The 15,174-nt window shown below is 67.9% G+C and carries 10 protein-coding genes; 5 read left to right on the forward strand and 5 right to left on the reverse strand.

The features are described 5' to 3' along the window. The first annotated feature begins 121 nt into the window (after positions 1–121). Positions 122–1,369: a TIGR01906 family membrane protein gene (locus PUN71_RS08425; protein WP_277798035.1), complete on the forward strand. Its 1,248-nt coding sequence runs from the start codon at positions 122–124 to the stop codon at positions 1,367–1,369. Here PUN71_RS08425 and PUN71_RS08430 read toward each other — a convergent pair. Both PUN71_RS08430 and PUN71_RS08435 read right to left on the reverse strand, forming a co-directional pair. After that, complete coding sequence (locus PUN71_RS08430; protein WP_277798036.1) at positions 1,360–3,189, reverse strand: AMP-dependent synthetase/ligase; 1,830 nt, start codon at positions 3,187–3,189, stop codon at positions 1,360–1,362. The two genes, PUN71_RS08425 and PUN71_RS08430, sit on opposite strands and share 10 nt — an antisense overlap. Before the next feature lie 67 nt (positions 3,190–3,256). Next, complete coding sequence (locus PUN71_RS08435) at positions 3,257–4,906, reverse strand: dolichyl-phosphate-mannose--protein mannosyltransferase (protein WP_277798037.1); 1,650 nt, start codon at positions 4,904–4,906, stop codon at positions 3,257–3,259. Positions 4,907–4,951: 45 nt separating this feature from the next. Here PUN71_RS08435 and rsmI point away from each other — a divergent pair, with 45 nt between their 5' ends. Then, the gene (rsmI, locus tag PUN71_RS08440; protein ID WP_277798038.1) at positions 4,952–5,827 is read left to right on the forward strand and encodes a 16S rRNA (cytidine(1402)-2'-O)-methyltransferase; all 876 of its coding nucleotides are present in this window, start codon (positions 4,952–4,954) and stop codon (positions 5,825–5,827) included. Positions 5,828–6,008: 181 nt separating this feature from the next. Continuing rightward, entirely contained in the window at positions 6,009–7,508 is a 1,500-nt protein-coding gene (locus PUN71_RS08445; RefSeq protein ID WP_277798039.1) for an NAD-dependent succinate-semialdehyde dehydrogenase, read from the forward strand. Between the two features lie 70 nt (positions 7,509–7,578). Here the strand turns inward: PUN71_RS08445 and PUN71_RS08450 are convergent, their stop codons facing one another. The 3 genes from PUN71_RS08450 to PUN71_RS08460 are packed head-to-tail and all read right to left on the reverse strand — an operon-like array spanning position 7,579 to position 12,654. Next, complete coding sequence (locus PUN71_RS08450) at positions 7,579–10,083, reverse strand: transglutaminase TgpA family protein (protein WP_277798040.1); 2,505 nt, start codon at positions 10,081–10,083, stop codon at positions 7,579–7,581. After that, positions 10,080–11,546: a DUF58 domain-containing protein gene (locus PUN71_RS08455; RefSeq protein WP_277798041.1), complete on the reverse strand. Its 1,467-nt coding sequence runs from the start codon at positions 11,544–11,546 to the stop codon at positions 10,080–10,082. The genes PUN71_RS08450 and PUN71_RS08455 overlap by 4 nt, the downstream gene beginning before the upstream one ends. A 7-nt stretch (positions 11,547–11,553) precedes the next feature. Then, complete coding sequence (locus tag PUN71_RS08460) at positions 11,554–12,654, reverse strand: AAA family ATPase (protein ID WP_043454932.1); 1,101 nt, start codon at positions 12,652–12,654, stop codon at positions 11,554–11,556. Positions 12,655–12,817: 163 nt separating this feature from the next. On the opposite strand from PUN71_RS08460, the gene PUN71_RS08465 reads away from it, so the two are divergent. Continuing rightward, the gene (locus tag PUN71_RS08465; protein ID WP_043454931.1) at positions 12,818–13,723 is read left to right on the forward strand and encodes a TatD family hydrolase; all 906 of its coding nucleotides are present in this window, start codon (positions 12,818–12,820) and stop codon (positions 13,721–13,723) included. Between the two features lie 257 nt (positions 13,724–13,980). After that, the gene (locus PUN71_RS08470; protein WP_277798042.1) at positions 13,981–15,171 is read left to right on the forward strand and encodes a resuscitation-promoting factor; all 1,191 of its coding nucleotides are present in this window, start codon (positions 13,981–13,983) and stop codon (positions 15,169–15,171) included. Positions 15,172–15,174 lie beyond the last annotated feature (3 nt).

Genomic DNA, 15,174 nt, shown 5'->3' on the forward strand with positions numbered 1-15,174 from the left:
TCGTTGTAATCCAGCCGGGGTGGTTCCTCGCCCGGTGCAAGTCCCGGACGGTAGGCTCGACAGGAGAATGAATCGCGCCGGCACTGGGACCGGTGCGGAACCCAACGGAAGTGACGCTGCTGTGAATGACGAAACACCGGCCCGCGCCAAAAGCGCCGTGCCGCAGCCGGAGCCGTTCCTGGACACATCCGGGGATTCCGACGAGCCCGCGTTCTCCTGGCTGACGCCCGCCGGCGGGGATAGCCCAGGCACGGAAAAAGCCGCCGATGGGAAGCGGCTCCGGAGCGGTCCTGCGGGGAACGGCGTCCCGGCTGAAGCCGAAGAACCTGCGCCAGCCACCGCCGGAACTGACGGCGACGCGAAGGGTGCCCCCGCAGCTGAGGCGGAAGCCGGCAACGCCGTGCAGCCGGAAAGCCGGGCCGGCCGGAAGGCGGCGGAAGCCGCCATCGGATCCTCCGCCGTCGACAGTCCCGCATCCTCCACCGCGGGCCGTCCTGCAGACGGCTCTCCGTCTGCCGCCGCTTCCACCGGGCTTCCGGGCGGTGCCGGTTCACCGGTCTTCAAGGAATCCCTTCCCACATCTGCGCTGCATGTCCGCCCGCCCGAGGAGGAAGTGGCGCGCCGCAACGCCCAGCGGGAAAGCGCCGCGAACGCCAAACCGGCGGCGCCGCGCGTTATGCAGGTCCTGCTGGCCATCATGTACCCCGTGATCCTTCTGGTCCTGGCCGTCCGGGCCGTGACCAGCCCGCTGTTCCTCTGGGTCGAGTACAACCGCCCGGGCTTCCCTGGTGACGGCTACGGCTTCAGCACCGACGACAGGATGACCTACGGCTCCTACGCCGTGGACTACCTCAGCAACTGGGCCGGCCCCCGCTACCTCGGCGACCTGGTGCACCGGGGAGGCGAGAAACTGTTCAAGGACGGCGAAGTCAGCCACATGGCGGACGTCAAGGCGGTCATCCTGTCCACGTTTAGTGCCGGGACGCTTCTGCTCCTCCTTGCACTGATCGCCATCCTGTACCTGCGCAAGCGCAGCCCCGGCGGCGTCCGGCGCGGCCTTTTCGCCGGTTCCATCATCATGCTGGTCCTGATCCTGGGCCTTGGCACCCTCGCCGCGCTGGGCTGGCAGCAGTTCTTCACCGAATTCCACCGGGTCTTCTTTGCCGAAGGGTCATGGACCTTCAGCCTGGACGACACGTTGATCAGGCTGTTCCCCAGCCAGTTCTGGATAGATGCCGGCATCGCCATCGCCGGGTTGGTGCTCCTGGCCTCCATCGTGACGCTGGTCTTTACCTGGCCCACACGCCGCCGTCGCGGCGTCGCGCCTGAGGTGAAGCCCGCCAAGGCCGACACAGTGGATCAGCCGTAAAGTTCGGCGATCTCCGCCTGGAACTCCTTTACGACGTCGGACCGCTTCAGTTTCAGGGAAGGCGTCAGGTGACCGGACTCCACGGTGAACTCGGCGGCCAGGAGCTTGAAACTCCGGATCGACTCGGCCTTGGACACCGTCTGGTTGGCCAGGTCCACGGCCTCCTGCAGCGCCGCCAGGACCTGGGGGTCGTCCATCGCTTCGCTGAGGGGCACCGGCGGCAGGCCCCGCTCCGAGCGCCAGTTGGCCACGCCTTCCGGATCCAGGGTCAGCAGCGCTGACACGAAGGGCTTGCCGTCGCCCACCACCACGGCGTGGGCCACCAGCTGGTGGGCGCGGATTTTCTCCTCCAGTGGCCCCGGTGCCACGTTCTTGCCGCCGGCGGTCACCAGGAGGTCCTTCTTCCGGCCCGTGACCGTCAGGAAGCCGTCCTTGTCCAGCTCGCCCAGGTCGCCCGTCCGGAAGAAGCCGTCCACGAAGGCCTCCGCCTGGGCGGCAGGGTTACGGTGGTAGCCCCTGAAGACGCCGATTCCCTTGACCAGGATTTCGCCGTCCTCCGCGACCCGGATGGTGGTGCCCGGGACAGGTATGCCCACCGTTCCCACTTTGGTGCGTGACGGTGTGTTGGCCGTGCACGGTGCCGTCGTTTCGGTCAGCCCGTAACCCTCGAGGACGGGAATGCCGGCGCCGCGGAAGAAATGCGCGTCCTCGGAGGCAAGGGGACTGGCCCCGGAAACGGTGTACCCCACCTCGCCGCCGAGCGCCTGGCGCAGCCGCGGATAGACCAACCGGTCATAGACCCCATGCCGCATCCGGCTGAACAGGCCCGGGCCCGGGCCTTCTCCGCGGCTTTGCCGGTCCTGTTCCCGCGAGTAGTCGATGGCGGCTGCTGCTGCAGCCTCGAAGAGCCTGCCCTTGCCTGCCACAGCTGCCTTGTGCGCCGCCGTTGCCCTGACTTTCTCAAAGATGCGCGGCACCACCAGCAGGAACGTCGGGCGGAACGTCCCCAGGTCCTCGAGCAGCTGCGCGGCCCCGGGCGTATGGCCGAGCGTTGCACCGGCGGCCATGCACACCACCTGGACAGCCCGGGCCAGCACGTGGGCAAGGGGCAGGAACATCAAGGTGCGGGACGGGCCCTCCTGCAGTATCTCGGGCAGGAACGCCACGATGTTCTTGGCCACCAGGGCAAAGTTCCCATGGGTGATCTCACAGCCCTTCGGCTTGCCCGTGGTGCCGGAGGTGTAGACAAGCGAGGCGAGGTCGCCCAGGCCGGCGCGGCTGCGCTGGCGCTCCAACTCCGCGTCGCTGACCCCGGCGCCCGCAGCGGCGAGGCTGGCAAGGTCCGGGGCCTCGCCGTCGTAATCCATCCGCACCACGTTGACCAGGCGGTCGCTGAGCTCGGCGGAGCCGGCGACGACGTTGGTGACCAGCTGCACTGTTGCCCGGTCGCCGGCGAAGACGCGGCGCACTCCAGCGTCAAGGAGGATCCACTCCATCTGGCTGGGGGAGGACGTTTCGTAGATGGGTACCGTGACGCCGCCGGCGAACCAGATGGCGAAGTCCACCAGGGTCCACTCGTAGGAGGTGGGGGACATAACGGCCACTGTGTCACCGGGCTCCAGGCCGCCGGCGATGAGCCCCTTGGCAAGCGCGCTGACGTCCTGGAGGAATTTTTGCACGGGCACGTCCACCCAGCCGTTGGGCCCCTTCCGCCGGTACAGGGCGCGGGTTGGGTTGGCGGCGTGCTGCTCCAGCAGCAGGTCAGTCACGTTGCTGTTGGCGTCCAGCTCCACCAGCAGTTCCGTGCTCGCTTCTCTCACAACAGGTCTCCGTTTCCGCTGCCACGCCGCGGCAGCGGCTCCTTCAGGTATCTGTTGCCATCCTGCCCTAGATCCAGGACGGCATCCACATCCGGACTTTCCAGTCGACGTAGGGGATCACTTCGGCGGTCCAGATCGGGTAGAAAAACGCCGACAAAAGGGCGGCCGCGGCCAGGAACAGGACCACCAGGTACAGTCCCGAGCGCCGGCGCCAGGGCGGGTCGCCGGCCCTGCCCAGGACCAGCCCCAGGCAATACACCAGGGCCAGCACCAGGAACGGCTCGAAAGACACCGCGTAGAAGTAGAACATGGTCCGTTCCGGGTACATGAACCACGGCAGGTAGCCGGCGGCGACGCCCGCCAGCACAGCCCCGGCACGCCAGTCCCGCCGTCCCACCCACCAGAACAGCAGGACCACCAGCGCAATGGCGGCCGCCCACCAGATCAGCGGGTTCCCCACGGACAGGATGGCCGAGGTGCACTTTTCCACTGCACAGCCCGGGGTGCCCTGCTGCGGGGATTCGTAGAAGAACGACGTGGGCCGGCCCATCACCAGCCAACTCCATGCGCTGGCCTGGTAGGGGTGCTCCGAACTGAGGCCCTGGTGGAACTTGTACGCTTCCAGGTGGTAGTGGGCCAGGGACCGGACGGAATCGGGAAGCCATCCCCATTCCGCGGAGGGGTTGCTTTCGGCCCAATGGCGGTAGTAGGCGTCGTCCGACAGGAACCAGCCGGTCCAGGTGGCGGAATAGACCATCCCCGCCACCGGGACCATGCTGAGGAACGCGGGGATGCCGTCGCGGATAATGCCGCCGCTGATCCAGCCCTGGATCCCTGCCACCCGGCGCGCGTTGAGGTCCCACAGCACGGTGAGGAGGCCGAATGCGGCGAGGAAGAACAGGCCGGACCATTTGGTTCCCACGGCCAGGCCCAGGCAGACGCCCGCAGCCACCCGCCACCACCGCAGGCCCAACCACGGGCCGGCCAGCAGCGCGCCGGCCGGCGGTTGCCCGCCGTTGGCCGCCGCGGCGTGCGCCAAGCGGGCGGCCAGCCGCCGCCGCCCGTCGTCGCGGTCCATCAGGAGTGCGCCGAAGGCGGCAAGGATCCAGAACGTGAGGAAGATGTCCAGCAGCGATGTCCGGGACATCACCAGGTGGTGGCCGTCGATGGCCAGGAGCAGGCCGGCGGCGCCGGCCAGCGGCAGGGAACGGAACAGTTTCAGGGCGATCAGCGCGACCAGGAGAACGGTAAGGGTGCCGGTGAGCGCCGCCGCGAAGCGCCAGCCAAATGGATTTTCGGGCCCGAAAAGCCACATGCCCGCCGCGATCATCCATTTGCCCACCGGCGGGTGGACCACGTATTCGGGAGTGGTCAGCAGGACGTCGGGATTGCCGGCATTGAAGGCATCATTCGCTTTGTCCGGCCAACTGCGTTCATAGCCGCTGATCAGGTACGAATAGGCATCCTTGACGTAGTACGTCTCGTCGAATACGAGCTTGTGCGGCACCTCGAGGCGGATGAACCGCAGGAGACCCCCGGCCACTGCCGTCAGGACGGGGACCAGGATGAACCAGAGCCTAAGCGACGGCGGATAGTCCCGCCACGCGGGGCCGGGACCGATGAGCCGTGCACGCAGGGCCTCGAACGTGAAGGCCTCATCCGGCCGGCTGATCCAGGGCCGCGCGGGCCGCGTCGAGGTCTGCGTCACGAGCCCCATGCTACCTTTTGCGGCTGGAAGAGCAGGCCGCAGTAGGCTTGGGAGGTGGATCCGAACCCCAACACCCTTTCCGAAGCCGGCCCGTCGACCGCGGGGAGGATCGTCCTGGCCGCCACACCCATCGGCAACACCGGTGACGCCTCCGCCAGGCTGGTGGAACTGCTCGGCACAGCCGACATCGTTGCCGCGGAGGACACCCGCCGCCTCCACCGCCTGGTCCAAAGCCTCGGAGTTGCCGTCACAGGGCGCGTCATCAGCTACCACGAGCACAACGAGGCCACCAGGACTGCGGAACTCCTGGACCAGGTGCGGGCGGGCAGCACCCTCCTCATGGTGACCGATGCCGGGATGCCGGCGGTGTCCGACCCCGGATTCCGGCTCGTTGAAGGCGCCATCGCGGCGGGCCTTCCCGTCACGGCGGTTCCCGGTCCCTCCGCCGTCCTGACGGCACTCGCGCTCTCCGGCCTGCCCACGGACCGGTTCTGCTTCGAGGGGTTCCTGCCCCGCAAGGCCGGTGAGCGGGCTTCCAGGCTGGCGGACCTGGCGGCGGAGCGCCGCACCATGGTGTTCTTCGAGGCGCCGCACCGGCTGGAGGCCATGCTGCGGGCCCTCCGGGAGAAATTCGGACCGGACCGCCCCATCGCCGTATGCCGGGAACTGACCAAGACCTACGAGGAAGTCATCCGCGGCACCGTGGACGAACTCCTCCAGTGGGCGGAGGGCACGGAGGTGCGCGGCGAGATCGCCGTGGTGGCCGGGGGCGCCCCCGAGCAGGCTCCCGGCACCCCGGAGGACCACGTGGCGGCAGTCAATGAGCTGGTGGCACAGGGCATCCGGTTGAAGGAAGCCGTCGCCGCCGTCGCGGAGGATGCCCGGGTGAGCAAGCGGGAGCTGTACTCTGCGGTCCTGGCCGCCCGTTAGCAGGTTGGCGCACCGCTTTCCAGCCCTGTGCAGCTGCACAGCAAAGCGGTGATTCCGCAGTGCGCGCGGGCGTAGACCGGGGGAGTGCCCGGCAGTAGTCTGGCTGTTAATCAGCCCCATGATCCCGGTCACTCCGGCCGCGGCAACGGGCTGCCACAACCCTACTGACGAGGGAGTCATTGTGACTGTCACTGCACAGCCGGCCGTAACCGCCGAACGTGAAACCAGGCTTTTGGCCTCTGTTCCCACCGGACTGCTGATCAATGGTGAGTGGCGGGAGGCCGCTTCAGGCAAGACGTTCGACGTCGAGGATCCCGCCACCGGGAAGGTGCTGCTGAGCATTGCCGACGCCGGCCCCGAGGATGGTGCCGCGGCCCTGGACGCCGCCGCAGCGGCCCAGGAATCCTGGGCGAAGGTGCCGCCGCGGGAACGCGGCGAGATCCTGCGCCGGGCCTTCGACCTGGTGACTGAACGGGCCGAGGACTTCGCCCTGCTGATGACCCTGGAAATGGGCAAGCCGCTGGCCGAGGCCCGCGGAGAAGTGACCTACGGTGCCGAGTTCCTGCGCTGGTTCTCCGAGGAAGCCGTGCGGGCCTTCGGCCGCTACTCCGTCTCCCCGGACGGCAAGTCCCGCCTCCTGGTGACCAAGAAGCCGGTGGGCCCTTGCCTGCTGATCACCCCGTGGAACTTCCCGCTGGCGATGGCTACCCGCAAGATCGCCCCCGCCGTCGCAGCGGGCTGCACCATGGTGCTGAAGTCGGCAAACCTGACGCCCCTGACGTCCCAGCTGTTTGCTGCCGTGATGCAGGAGGCCGGGCTCCCCGCCGGTGTCCTCAACGTCATCCCCACCTCCACCGCGGGTGCCACCACAGGGCCGCTGATCAAGGATTCGCGCCTGCGTAAGTTGTCCTTCACGGGTTCCACCGAGGTGGGACGGCGCTTGCTCGCCGATGCCTCTGAGACTGTGCTGCGCACCTCGATGGAACTGGGTGGCAACGCCCCCTTCCTGGTCTTCGAGGACGCCGACCTGGACGCTGCCGTCACCGGCGCCATGGCCGCCAAGCTGCGGAACATGGGCGAGGCCTGCACTGCGGCCAACCGCTTCATCGTGCACGAATCCGTCGCCGCCGAATTCGCGGAGAAATTCGCCGCGAAGATGAAGGACATGACCACCGCCCGCGGCACCGAGCCTGAGTCGAAGGTGGGCCCGCTGATCGACGCCAAGAGCCGGGACAAGGTCCACGAACTGGTCTCCGACGCCGTGGCATCCGGCGCCAAGGCCGTAGTTGGCGGCGGCCCCGTGGAGGGACCGGGCTACTTCTACCAGCCCACCATCCTTTCCGGCGTCTCGGAAGGGACCCGCATCCTCTCCGAGGAAATCTTCGGCCCCGTTGCCCCGATCATCACCTTCAGCACCGAGGACGACGCCGTACGCCTAGCCAACAACACCGAATACGGCCTGGTGGCCTATGTCTTCACCAAGGACATCAACCGCGGCATCCGGATGGGCGAGCGCCTGGAAACCGGCATGCTCGGCCTGAACGCCGGCGTCATCTCCAACGCTGCCGCTCCCTTCGGCGGCGTGAAGCAGTCCGGCCTGGGACGCGAAGGCGGCCTTGAAGGCATCGAGGAATACCTTTACACGCAGTACATCGGCATCGCCGACCCCTACGCCGGCTAGTACCGGCGGTCTCCAAACGGACAGCAACCCACACGTGCCGGCCGGGCTTCCCCGGCCGGCACGTGTGGGTTTAATGCCCCGCCGCCCTGCGGCCGCCGTCGTGCCTTCGTTGCGGTAGGCGCGGCCGGAAGCGCGCAGCGATGTTCGTGGCCTTCCGGATTCCCGTGCGGGCCGCCCTGAACGGAAGCCTGACCAGCATTCCAAGCCGGCGCGTCACGGACGGCGGAAGCCAGGCTGCCGCCAACCGCCGGGGAAGGGTGGCATTTGCCTGGAGGGAGGCTTCCACTGCCGCGATTCCCGGCGCAAAGTCCTGTCCGGGCCTGCCGGATGGGCGTGCAGTGCCCGCGGTATGCCCGTTTACGGGCCGGCCGTACCTGTACTGCTCGAAGGCCGCGGTCAGGGTGATAACGGCTTCATGCGCCTCACGGTCCATGCCTCCGGCCTCGCCGAGCAGCTGGCCCCTGAACCGGGCCGAGTAGGCCCGCGGGGTTTCGCTGTCTCCGGCCGGTACTCCATAGTCCGTGCCAAGGTCCCTCAACTCGCTCCACGCCAGCGGGACGGACTGGTCCGGACGCCGCGGGCGCAGCCGGCGCGACCGGATGCCCGCGCGGGCCAGGTGCGGGGCAGCCGCCAGCAGCACCAGCCCTGCTGCCCCGGCGCCGCCAAGAATCCAGGGCATGAACTGGGCGCCGTCGCTGCTGCTGCCGCTGCCGGCACCGGGAACTGCCGGTGCGGTGGCACTGGGGGACGCACTGGGAACCGGGGCGGCATCGGGGATGAGGCCGTCATTGTTGCCCAGGGAATCGGGAACGGACTGGACGGATGCCTCGGTAGCGTAGTCCGGGACCACACCCCGTGACGGGGTTGGCTCGAAGGGCACCCAGCCCAGCCCCTGGAAATACAATTCCGGCCACGCGTGGGCATCACGGGCATCTGCCTCGTACTCCGGCAGGGCCCCTTGGCCGAAGACCGTAACGGTGGCCCCCGTCAGCCTGCCCGGGGCATATCCTACGGCGATCCTGCTCGGGATTCCCTCCAGCCTGGCCATCACCGCCATGGCCGAGGCGTAATGGATGCAGTAGCCGCTCTTCTGCTGCAGGAAGTCGGCCAGGACAGAGAGCCCGTTTCCGTCGTAGCCGCCCTGCACCGGCGACTGCAGGGAGTACGTAAACTCGGAAGAACGCAGGTACTTCTGGATGGCCATGGCCTTTTGGTACGGCGTGCCGGTCCCGGCCACGGTCTGGGCTGTATTTTTGACGATGTCCGGGACGTTGCCCGGGACCCTGGTGAAGACGTCCGGGATGCCCCGCACGGGTGCAGAGGACTGGGCCAGCAGCGCCGCGGTTAGTTTGGGCACCGCCGAGGTCACCGTGTACTCCTGCCGCCGGGTGGTGGTGTCGGTGCCTTTGATGCTCAGCGTGGCGGGATCGAAGGTCCATTGTCCGCCGAGTCCACGCACTGTCTCGGGTGCATAGGGGACAGGCAGGTAGGGGCTGGTGAAGGATCCGGCGTCGATGGCCGTGACCAGCCGCACCTGCTCGTCGGTCAGGACGGCGTAGCCCGGATCGATCCGCCCGTCCAGGGGAATGCGCGATGCTGCCCGGTCATCCGGTCCCCATGAGTCGCCGTCGAAACTGTCCACCGTCACCGAGCGCAGGTAGAGGGGCGCCGGGGACGTGGTGGCGTAGGTGATCCGGCCGCTCCCGTCAGGGGTGCGGAGGCTGTTGCCGAGGGTGATCATGGGATTCAGGCCAGTGGTGGTGCCCCACGGATTGATCCGTGATCCCTGCGGGAAGGTGCCATGGTCAAAGCCGGGGATAGCCAGCGGCAGCACCAGGGTGGCAGCCAGGGCCAACGCACCGGTCAGTGCGGCACGGCGGAGCAGCCCGGGGCTCCGGGCGGAGCCGCCCTGGAGCCTGCCATCGGGGGCAAACCATTGGCTGCAGGCGAGGATCAGAAGGTATCCGCCCGCGGTGGCCACGAAGCTCAGGACGCCAGCGCTCTGCGGCTTGATCATGGCCGGAACCACCAGCAGCGCCAGCAGGCCCGTACCGGCGGCGGCCGGCATGGCAAGGGGAACCGCCAGTGCATCAACCAGGATGACGGCCAGGCCAAGCACGGCGCAGACCACCATGACGATGCCGGCATTGGGTGCCACCGGGGCAGTTTCCCCGAGCACGGTTTCACTTGCCCGCCTGATCAGGCGGTCCAGGTCTGCGAAAGTGGAACCGGTGGGGAAGACCCAAAGGAAACTTGAACTGCGGAAGAAGGTGAGCGTCAGCACGCCGCCAAGTGCAAGGAATCCGGCCGCCGTGACCAGCAGGGGATGGGCCCGGACGGACCGGAGGGCCGCCAGGGTGAACGCCACCACCAGTACTGTGGTCAACGCCGGCCAGTACCAGTTCCAGCCGCGCAGAACGCCATTCAGGGACAGTGCCGCCCCGCAGACGGCCACGGCGATGGCTGCCGCCATGGCCCACGGGTAGGCTCCCCACCGCAGGCGGCCCGAGTCAGGCTCCGGCGGCAGCGGCGTGTGTTGCCCGGCGTCGGCAGGCCGCGCCGGTGCCATCGTCATGTCGCCACCCCCGCACCGCGCCGGACCTCGGAGGCGGGCGACGCCGGCAGGGCGGGCTCCTGGTCGAACTGGACCCACGCGGCAGCAGGAGGCGTCCGCGGCGCCACCGCCACAGCCCGCCAGCCGCCCTGGTGAAGGACGGCCAGGACGTCCCGCGACTCTGCCGGCCGTTCCACCACCACCATGGCGAAGGCGTTGGTGCCATAGGCCGCCGCCGGCGCCAGGGCCAGGGCCTCTTCGGCGGTAATGCGGCCCAGGACCGCGATGATGGGACCCCGCATCCGGTGCGCCGACAGTTTGTCCATCAGGCGGTCATCGAAAGCCGGGGGCCCCGGTTCGCTGTCTGCGGACGTGCGGCCTGCCGGCTCCCCGCGCCGCCCGGCATCCCTGGCCGTCGCTTCCCGGGCCATGCCGCCGCGGTGTTGGTGGGACGCACCGGAAAGGTGGATGGCCGCCAGGCTCTCGGCGATGGACTGCAGGCCCGCCGTCCCGCTGTACTCCTCCGCTGACGGTTCGGGGGAAGAAGGCGAATGCAGGAACGCGGGATCCCCGCCGGTGTCCAGCAGCCGAAGGCTGTAACTGCGTTCGGCGAGGTGCGCGCTGATGGACATGGCGGCAACAACGGACCATTCGAAGGTGTCGCTGGTGGCCCGGGCATGCCCGTCCTGGCCGGCCAGGCCCGGCATGGCGGTACCGGGGCTGCCGGCGAACGCACCCGACCGGTGGTCCAGGATGAGGGTTGCCTCCGGAGTGGTGACGGATTCCTCCTGCCGGACCATCAGCTCCCCGTGCCTCGCCGTGGCGGGCCAGTGGACCCTGCGCATCGGGTCTCCGTGGCGGTACTCCCGGGTCATGACGTCGTCATCGCTCGGGTTGGCGCGGACGCGGGTGGCGGTGACGCCGTCGCTGCCGCGGGCTCCGGCCAGGGCCGTGGCAGGAAGGACGACGGCGGCAGGCGTCACGGTGAGGACGTCGCCGTCGTCAATTGCCTGGCGGTGCAGCGAAAGGCCGAAGGGGTCCGTGAACTCGGCCGTCACCGGGCCGATCCGGAACTGGCCGCGGTGCCTGGACGTGAGGTGGTACTCGTAGCGGCTTGTGCCGCCGGAGGCGGAGCGGGATGGGAACCGGAAGGACGGTGCCTGGCCGAACTGGGCGGGCAGACGCTCCTCCATCGCAACCCGCCCGCTGCCGGGGTCCGTCCTGGCCACAGCAAGGTGCACCGTGGCAGGAGCCGACGTTTCAACGGGGGAGGGGTCGAATTCCCGGTACACCCGGAACCGGGGCTTGACCAGCCGGACCCCGGCAAGGGAAACCACCGGCAGGACCAGCAGCAGCAGCGCCAGCGTCAGCAGGTCCCGGCGCCCCATGACCTGTGCGGCGGCAAGGGCGAAGGCCCCGGCGGCAAGCATGCCCCAGCCGCGCCTGGTGAACAGGTGCCGCGGAAGCTTGTCCAGCAGGGCCATGGTTGGCCTAGCGGTTCCTGCTGCCAGCCGCGGCCGCAGCCCGCCCGGCTTGCCCGGGCTGGCCCTGCGGCACGGGCAGCCGGGACAGGATGCCCCGCAGGACGCTGTGCGGGGTTTCGCCGGACCCCGCTGCCTTGCGGTCCAGGATGACACGGTGTGCCAGGACGGATTCGGCCACATCGCCCACGTCATCAGGCAGGACAAAGTCCCGGCCGTCCAGTGCCGCCGTGGCCTTGGCGGCCCGCAACAGCTGCAGCATGGAGCGGGGGCTCGCGCCCAGCCGCAGCAGCGGACTTTCCCGGGTGGCCCTGCCCACCGACACGGTGTACTCCTTGACGGCTTCGGAGACAAAGACCTGCTGGACGGTGGTGATCATGGCCGCCACGTCGGCTGCGGTGACCACGGCCGAGACCTTTGCCAGCGGCGAGACGGCCTGATGGGTCTCCAGCATCTCGATCTCGGCGTCCTTGTCCGGGTAGCCCATCGAGATACGGGCCATGAAACGGTCCCGTTGTGCCTCCGGCAGGGGATACGTTCCCTCCATCTCAATGGGATTCTGGGTGGCCACCACCATGAATGGTTCATCCAGCTTGTAGGACGTGCCGTCCACCGTGACCTGGTGCTCCTCCATGCACTCGAGGAGGGCGGACTGGGTCTTGGCCGATGCCCGGTTGATTTCGTCGCCGATGACGATGTTGGCGAACACCGCCCCCGGCCGGAATTCGAAAAGCCTGGAGGCCTGGTTGTAGATCGATACCCCGGTGACGTCGGACGGCAGCAGGTCGGGGGTGAACTGGATGCGGTTGACGGTGCAGTCGATGGTGCGGGCCAGGGTCTTGGCCAACAGCGTTTTACCGACGCCGGGCACGTCCTCCACCAGGAGGTGCCCCTGCGCGAGGAGCACCGTCAGCGCAAGCTTGGCAGCATCGGACTTGCCGTCGATCACGGTGTTGACCGTGGTGAGGATGCGCTGGGCTGCCGCGTGGAAGGATGCCGCGTCCATGGCCGGCGTCCGGTGCCCGTTCAGGTGGCTGACGGAATCTGCGCCACCGGCCAGGTTGAGGTTCGGTGCGCCTGCGGTGTTGGCAATGCGTCGGTGGGGTTCCATCGGCAACCTTTCAGCCCGGGTTTCACCTGGACGGGACAGCAGGCCTGCCTTCGCCCCTCGGTGGGCGTGCGCGTGTGTTCGTTCCAGACTACTAACACAACTGCCATGCCTGACAGAGAGTTCCGGCAAATATGTGGCTGCCTGTGGCCGATAGGCTGGGTGGATGTGCGATTCGTCGATCCCAGCTGCCTACCGGCTCCCTGCCGAAGACGGAACTCCCGGCTCCGAGCCGGGCCGCCGCAAGGATTTCCCGCCCGCTCCGGAGCCCCTGCCCGTGCCCGTCATGGACAACCACACCCACCTGGACTTTCCGGAAGGCAACGGACCGGTAGGAATCACGGCTGCCCTGGACGCGGCAGCCGCCGTGGGCGTCCAAGGTGCAGTGCAGGTGGGCTGCGACCTGGAATCCTCACGCTTCACCGTGGAGGCGGTGGACCGCGATCGACGGCTCCTCGGGGCCGTGGCGCTCCACCCCAATGATGCACCGCACTATGCGGCCCGGGGCGAACTTGAGGACGCGCTTGCCGAGATCGAACGCCTGGCAACGCATCCCCGGATCCGGGCCATCGGCGAGACCGGCCTGGACTTCTTCCGGACCGAAGGCGAGGGACTGCGCCACCAGGAATACTCCTTCCGGCGCCATATCGACATCGCCAAGCGCCTGGACCTCACCCTGCAGATCCATGACCGGGACGCGCACAGCGACGTGGTGCGGGTGCTGCGCGAAGAAGGGGCGCCGGAAAGGGTGGTGTTCCATTGCTTCTCCGGTGACGCCGAACTGGCAAGGACCTGCAACGAAAAGGGTTGGTGGATGTCCTTCGCCGGCACCCTGACGTTCCGGAACGCCGCGAACCTTCGGGCGGCGCTCGCCGTGGCGGACCCGGAGCTCATCATGGTGGAAACGGACGCCCCGTTCCTCACCCCGCACCCCCACCGGGGACGCCCGAACGCGAGCTACATGGTCCCGTACACGGTGCGCGCCATGGCAGAATTGACAGGCTCCGACCTTGGCGGCCTCTGCACCACGATCTCCGAAAATACGGTGCGGGCATACGGATCCTGGCACTAAAAACCGCTTCCCGGTAACAGGCAAATTGCATATTTGGTATGCAAAAATGTTGGTCGCTTTATAACGCTACGGTTACAGTGGAAAACTATTAGCCGGGGTCGGGGAAGGCCAACGGGTAATTTCGCTCCAACTGCAGCCGGCCCGGCCTGTCCAACGGCCAGCCATGCCGCTGCGTGGAGCGTGGCGGCGCATCGATGCCCGGACTGCCGTATCCGCGGTTGTACCGGGCATTTTTCTGCGCGTTTCCCCGTGCCCGGATGGACCGAGAGTTACGGGCAATCGTGATCAAGTTCTTCACATCGGACGGCAAGTTCAGCTTTATCAAGGTTGGCGCCCAGCTGCTGGTGCTTTGCGGCCTGGTCGCAGGCCTCGTAGCCTTCGTGGGCAATAACAAAACAATTACGCTCAACGTGGACGGCAAAGCGTCGTCCGTGCAGTCCTTTGGTGGAACAGTTGAACAGGTGGTCAAGAGCGCCAACCTGGAACTGAAGCCCGGCGACCGCGTGTCGCCCTCCCTCGACGCAACTGTCCAGAACGGCACCGTCATCAACATCAACCAGGCCAAGGAAGTCAAGGTCAGCCTGGACGGTGCCGAGAAGACCGTGAACACCACGGCCCAGGACGTGGAAGACCTGGTCACCGAACTTGGTGTCGCCAGCGCGTCGTCGGTTTCGGCGCCCAAGGACGCCACGCTCGCACCCGCCGGTTCCTACGTCTCGATTTCCACCCCCAAGACCGTCAGCATCGTTGCCGACGGCAAGGTGAACACGGCCACCACCACCGCCCCCACCGTGGGCAAGGTCCTTGAGGACTCGGGCGTGACCCTCGGTGCCAACGACCGCACGTCGCAGCCGGCCAACGCCAACGTGGTGAACAACATGGTCATCAAGGTTTCCCGGGTGGACACCAGCCAGACCGCCGTCACCAGCGAAGAGGTTCCCTTCCAGACGGTCACGGCCGAGAGCGCCGACATGCTCAAGGGCGAGAAGGAAGTCACCCAGGCAGGCGCTGCCGGAAAGCTCGAGCGCACCTTCAAGCTGGTGCTCGTGGACGGACGGGAAGCCTCCCGCACGCTGGTCTCGGAGAACGTCGCTGTCCAGCCGGTCACCGAGAAGGTCACCGTGGGCACCAAGGCCAAGCCCGCACCCCAGGCGGCAGCAGCGCCTGCCGGCGCCAATACCGGCGCGGCAGCTCCGGCCATGATGAACGAAGCCATGTGGGACAAGATCGCCCAGTGCGAGTCCAGCGGCAACTGGAGCATCAACAGCGGCAACGGCTACTACGGCGGCCTCCAGTTCGATATCCGCACCTGGATTGGTGCAGGCGGCGGGGCTTACGCGCCCAACGCCAGCCTGGCCACCAAGGCACAGCAGATCGATATCGCCAACCGGGTCTACGCACAGCGCGGACTGTCCCCGTGGGGCTGTGGCTGGGCGGCAAGCAGCTAATCT

The organism is Arthrobacter sp. NQ7, assembly GCF_029581595.2.
In the GTDB taxonomy this organism is placed as follows: domain Bacteria; phylum Actinomycetota; class Actinomycetes; order Actinomycetales; family Micrococcaceae; genus Arthrobacter; species Arthrobacter phenanthrenivorans_B.

What these genes read in the sequence shown, in the direction of transcription:
- PUN71_RS08435 (WP_277798037.1), bottom strand. Translation starts at nt 4,906, where the DNA reads ATGGGGCTCGTGACGCAGACCTCGACGCGGCCCGCGCGGCCCTGGATC.
- PUN71_RS08450 (WP_277798040.1), bottom strand. Translation starts at nt 10,083, where the DNA reads ATGACGATGGCACCGGCGCGGCCTGCCGACGCCGGGCAACACACGCCG.
- PUN71_RS08455 (WP_277798041.1), bottom strand. Translation starts at nt 11,546, where the DNA reads ATGGCCCTGCTGGACAAGCTTCCGCGGCACCTGTTCACCAGGCGCGGC.
- PUN71_RS08460 (WP_043454932.1), bottom strand. Translation starts at nt 12,654, where the DNA reads ATGGAACCCCACCGACGCATTGCCAACACCGCAGGCGCACCGAACCTC.
- PUN71_RS08465 (WP_043454931.1), top strand. Translation starts at nt 12,818, where the DNA reads ATGTGCGATTCGTCGATCCCAGCTGCCTACCGGCTCCCTGCCGAAGAC.
- PUN71_RS08470 (WP_277798042.1), top strand. Translation starts at nt 13,981, where the DNA reads ATGGACCGAGAGTTACGGGCAATCGTGATCAAGTTCTTCACATCGGAC.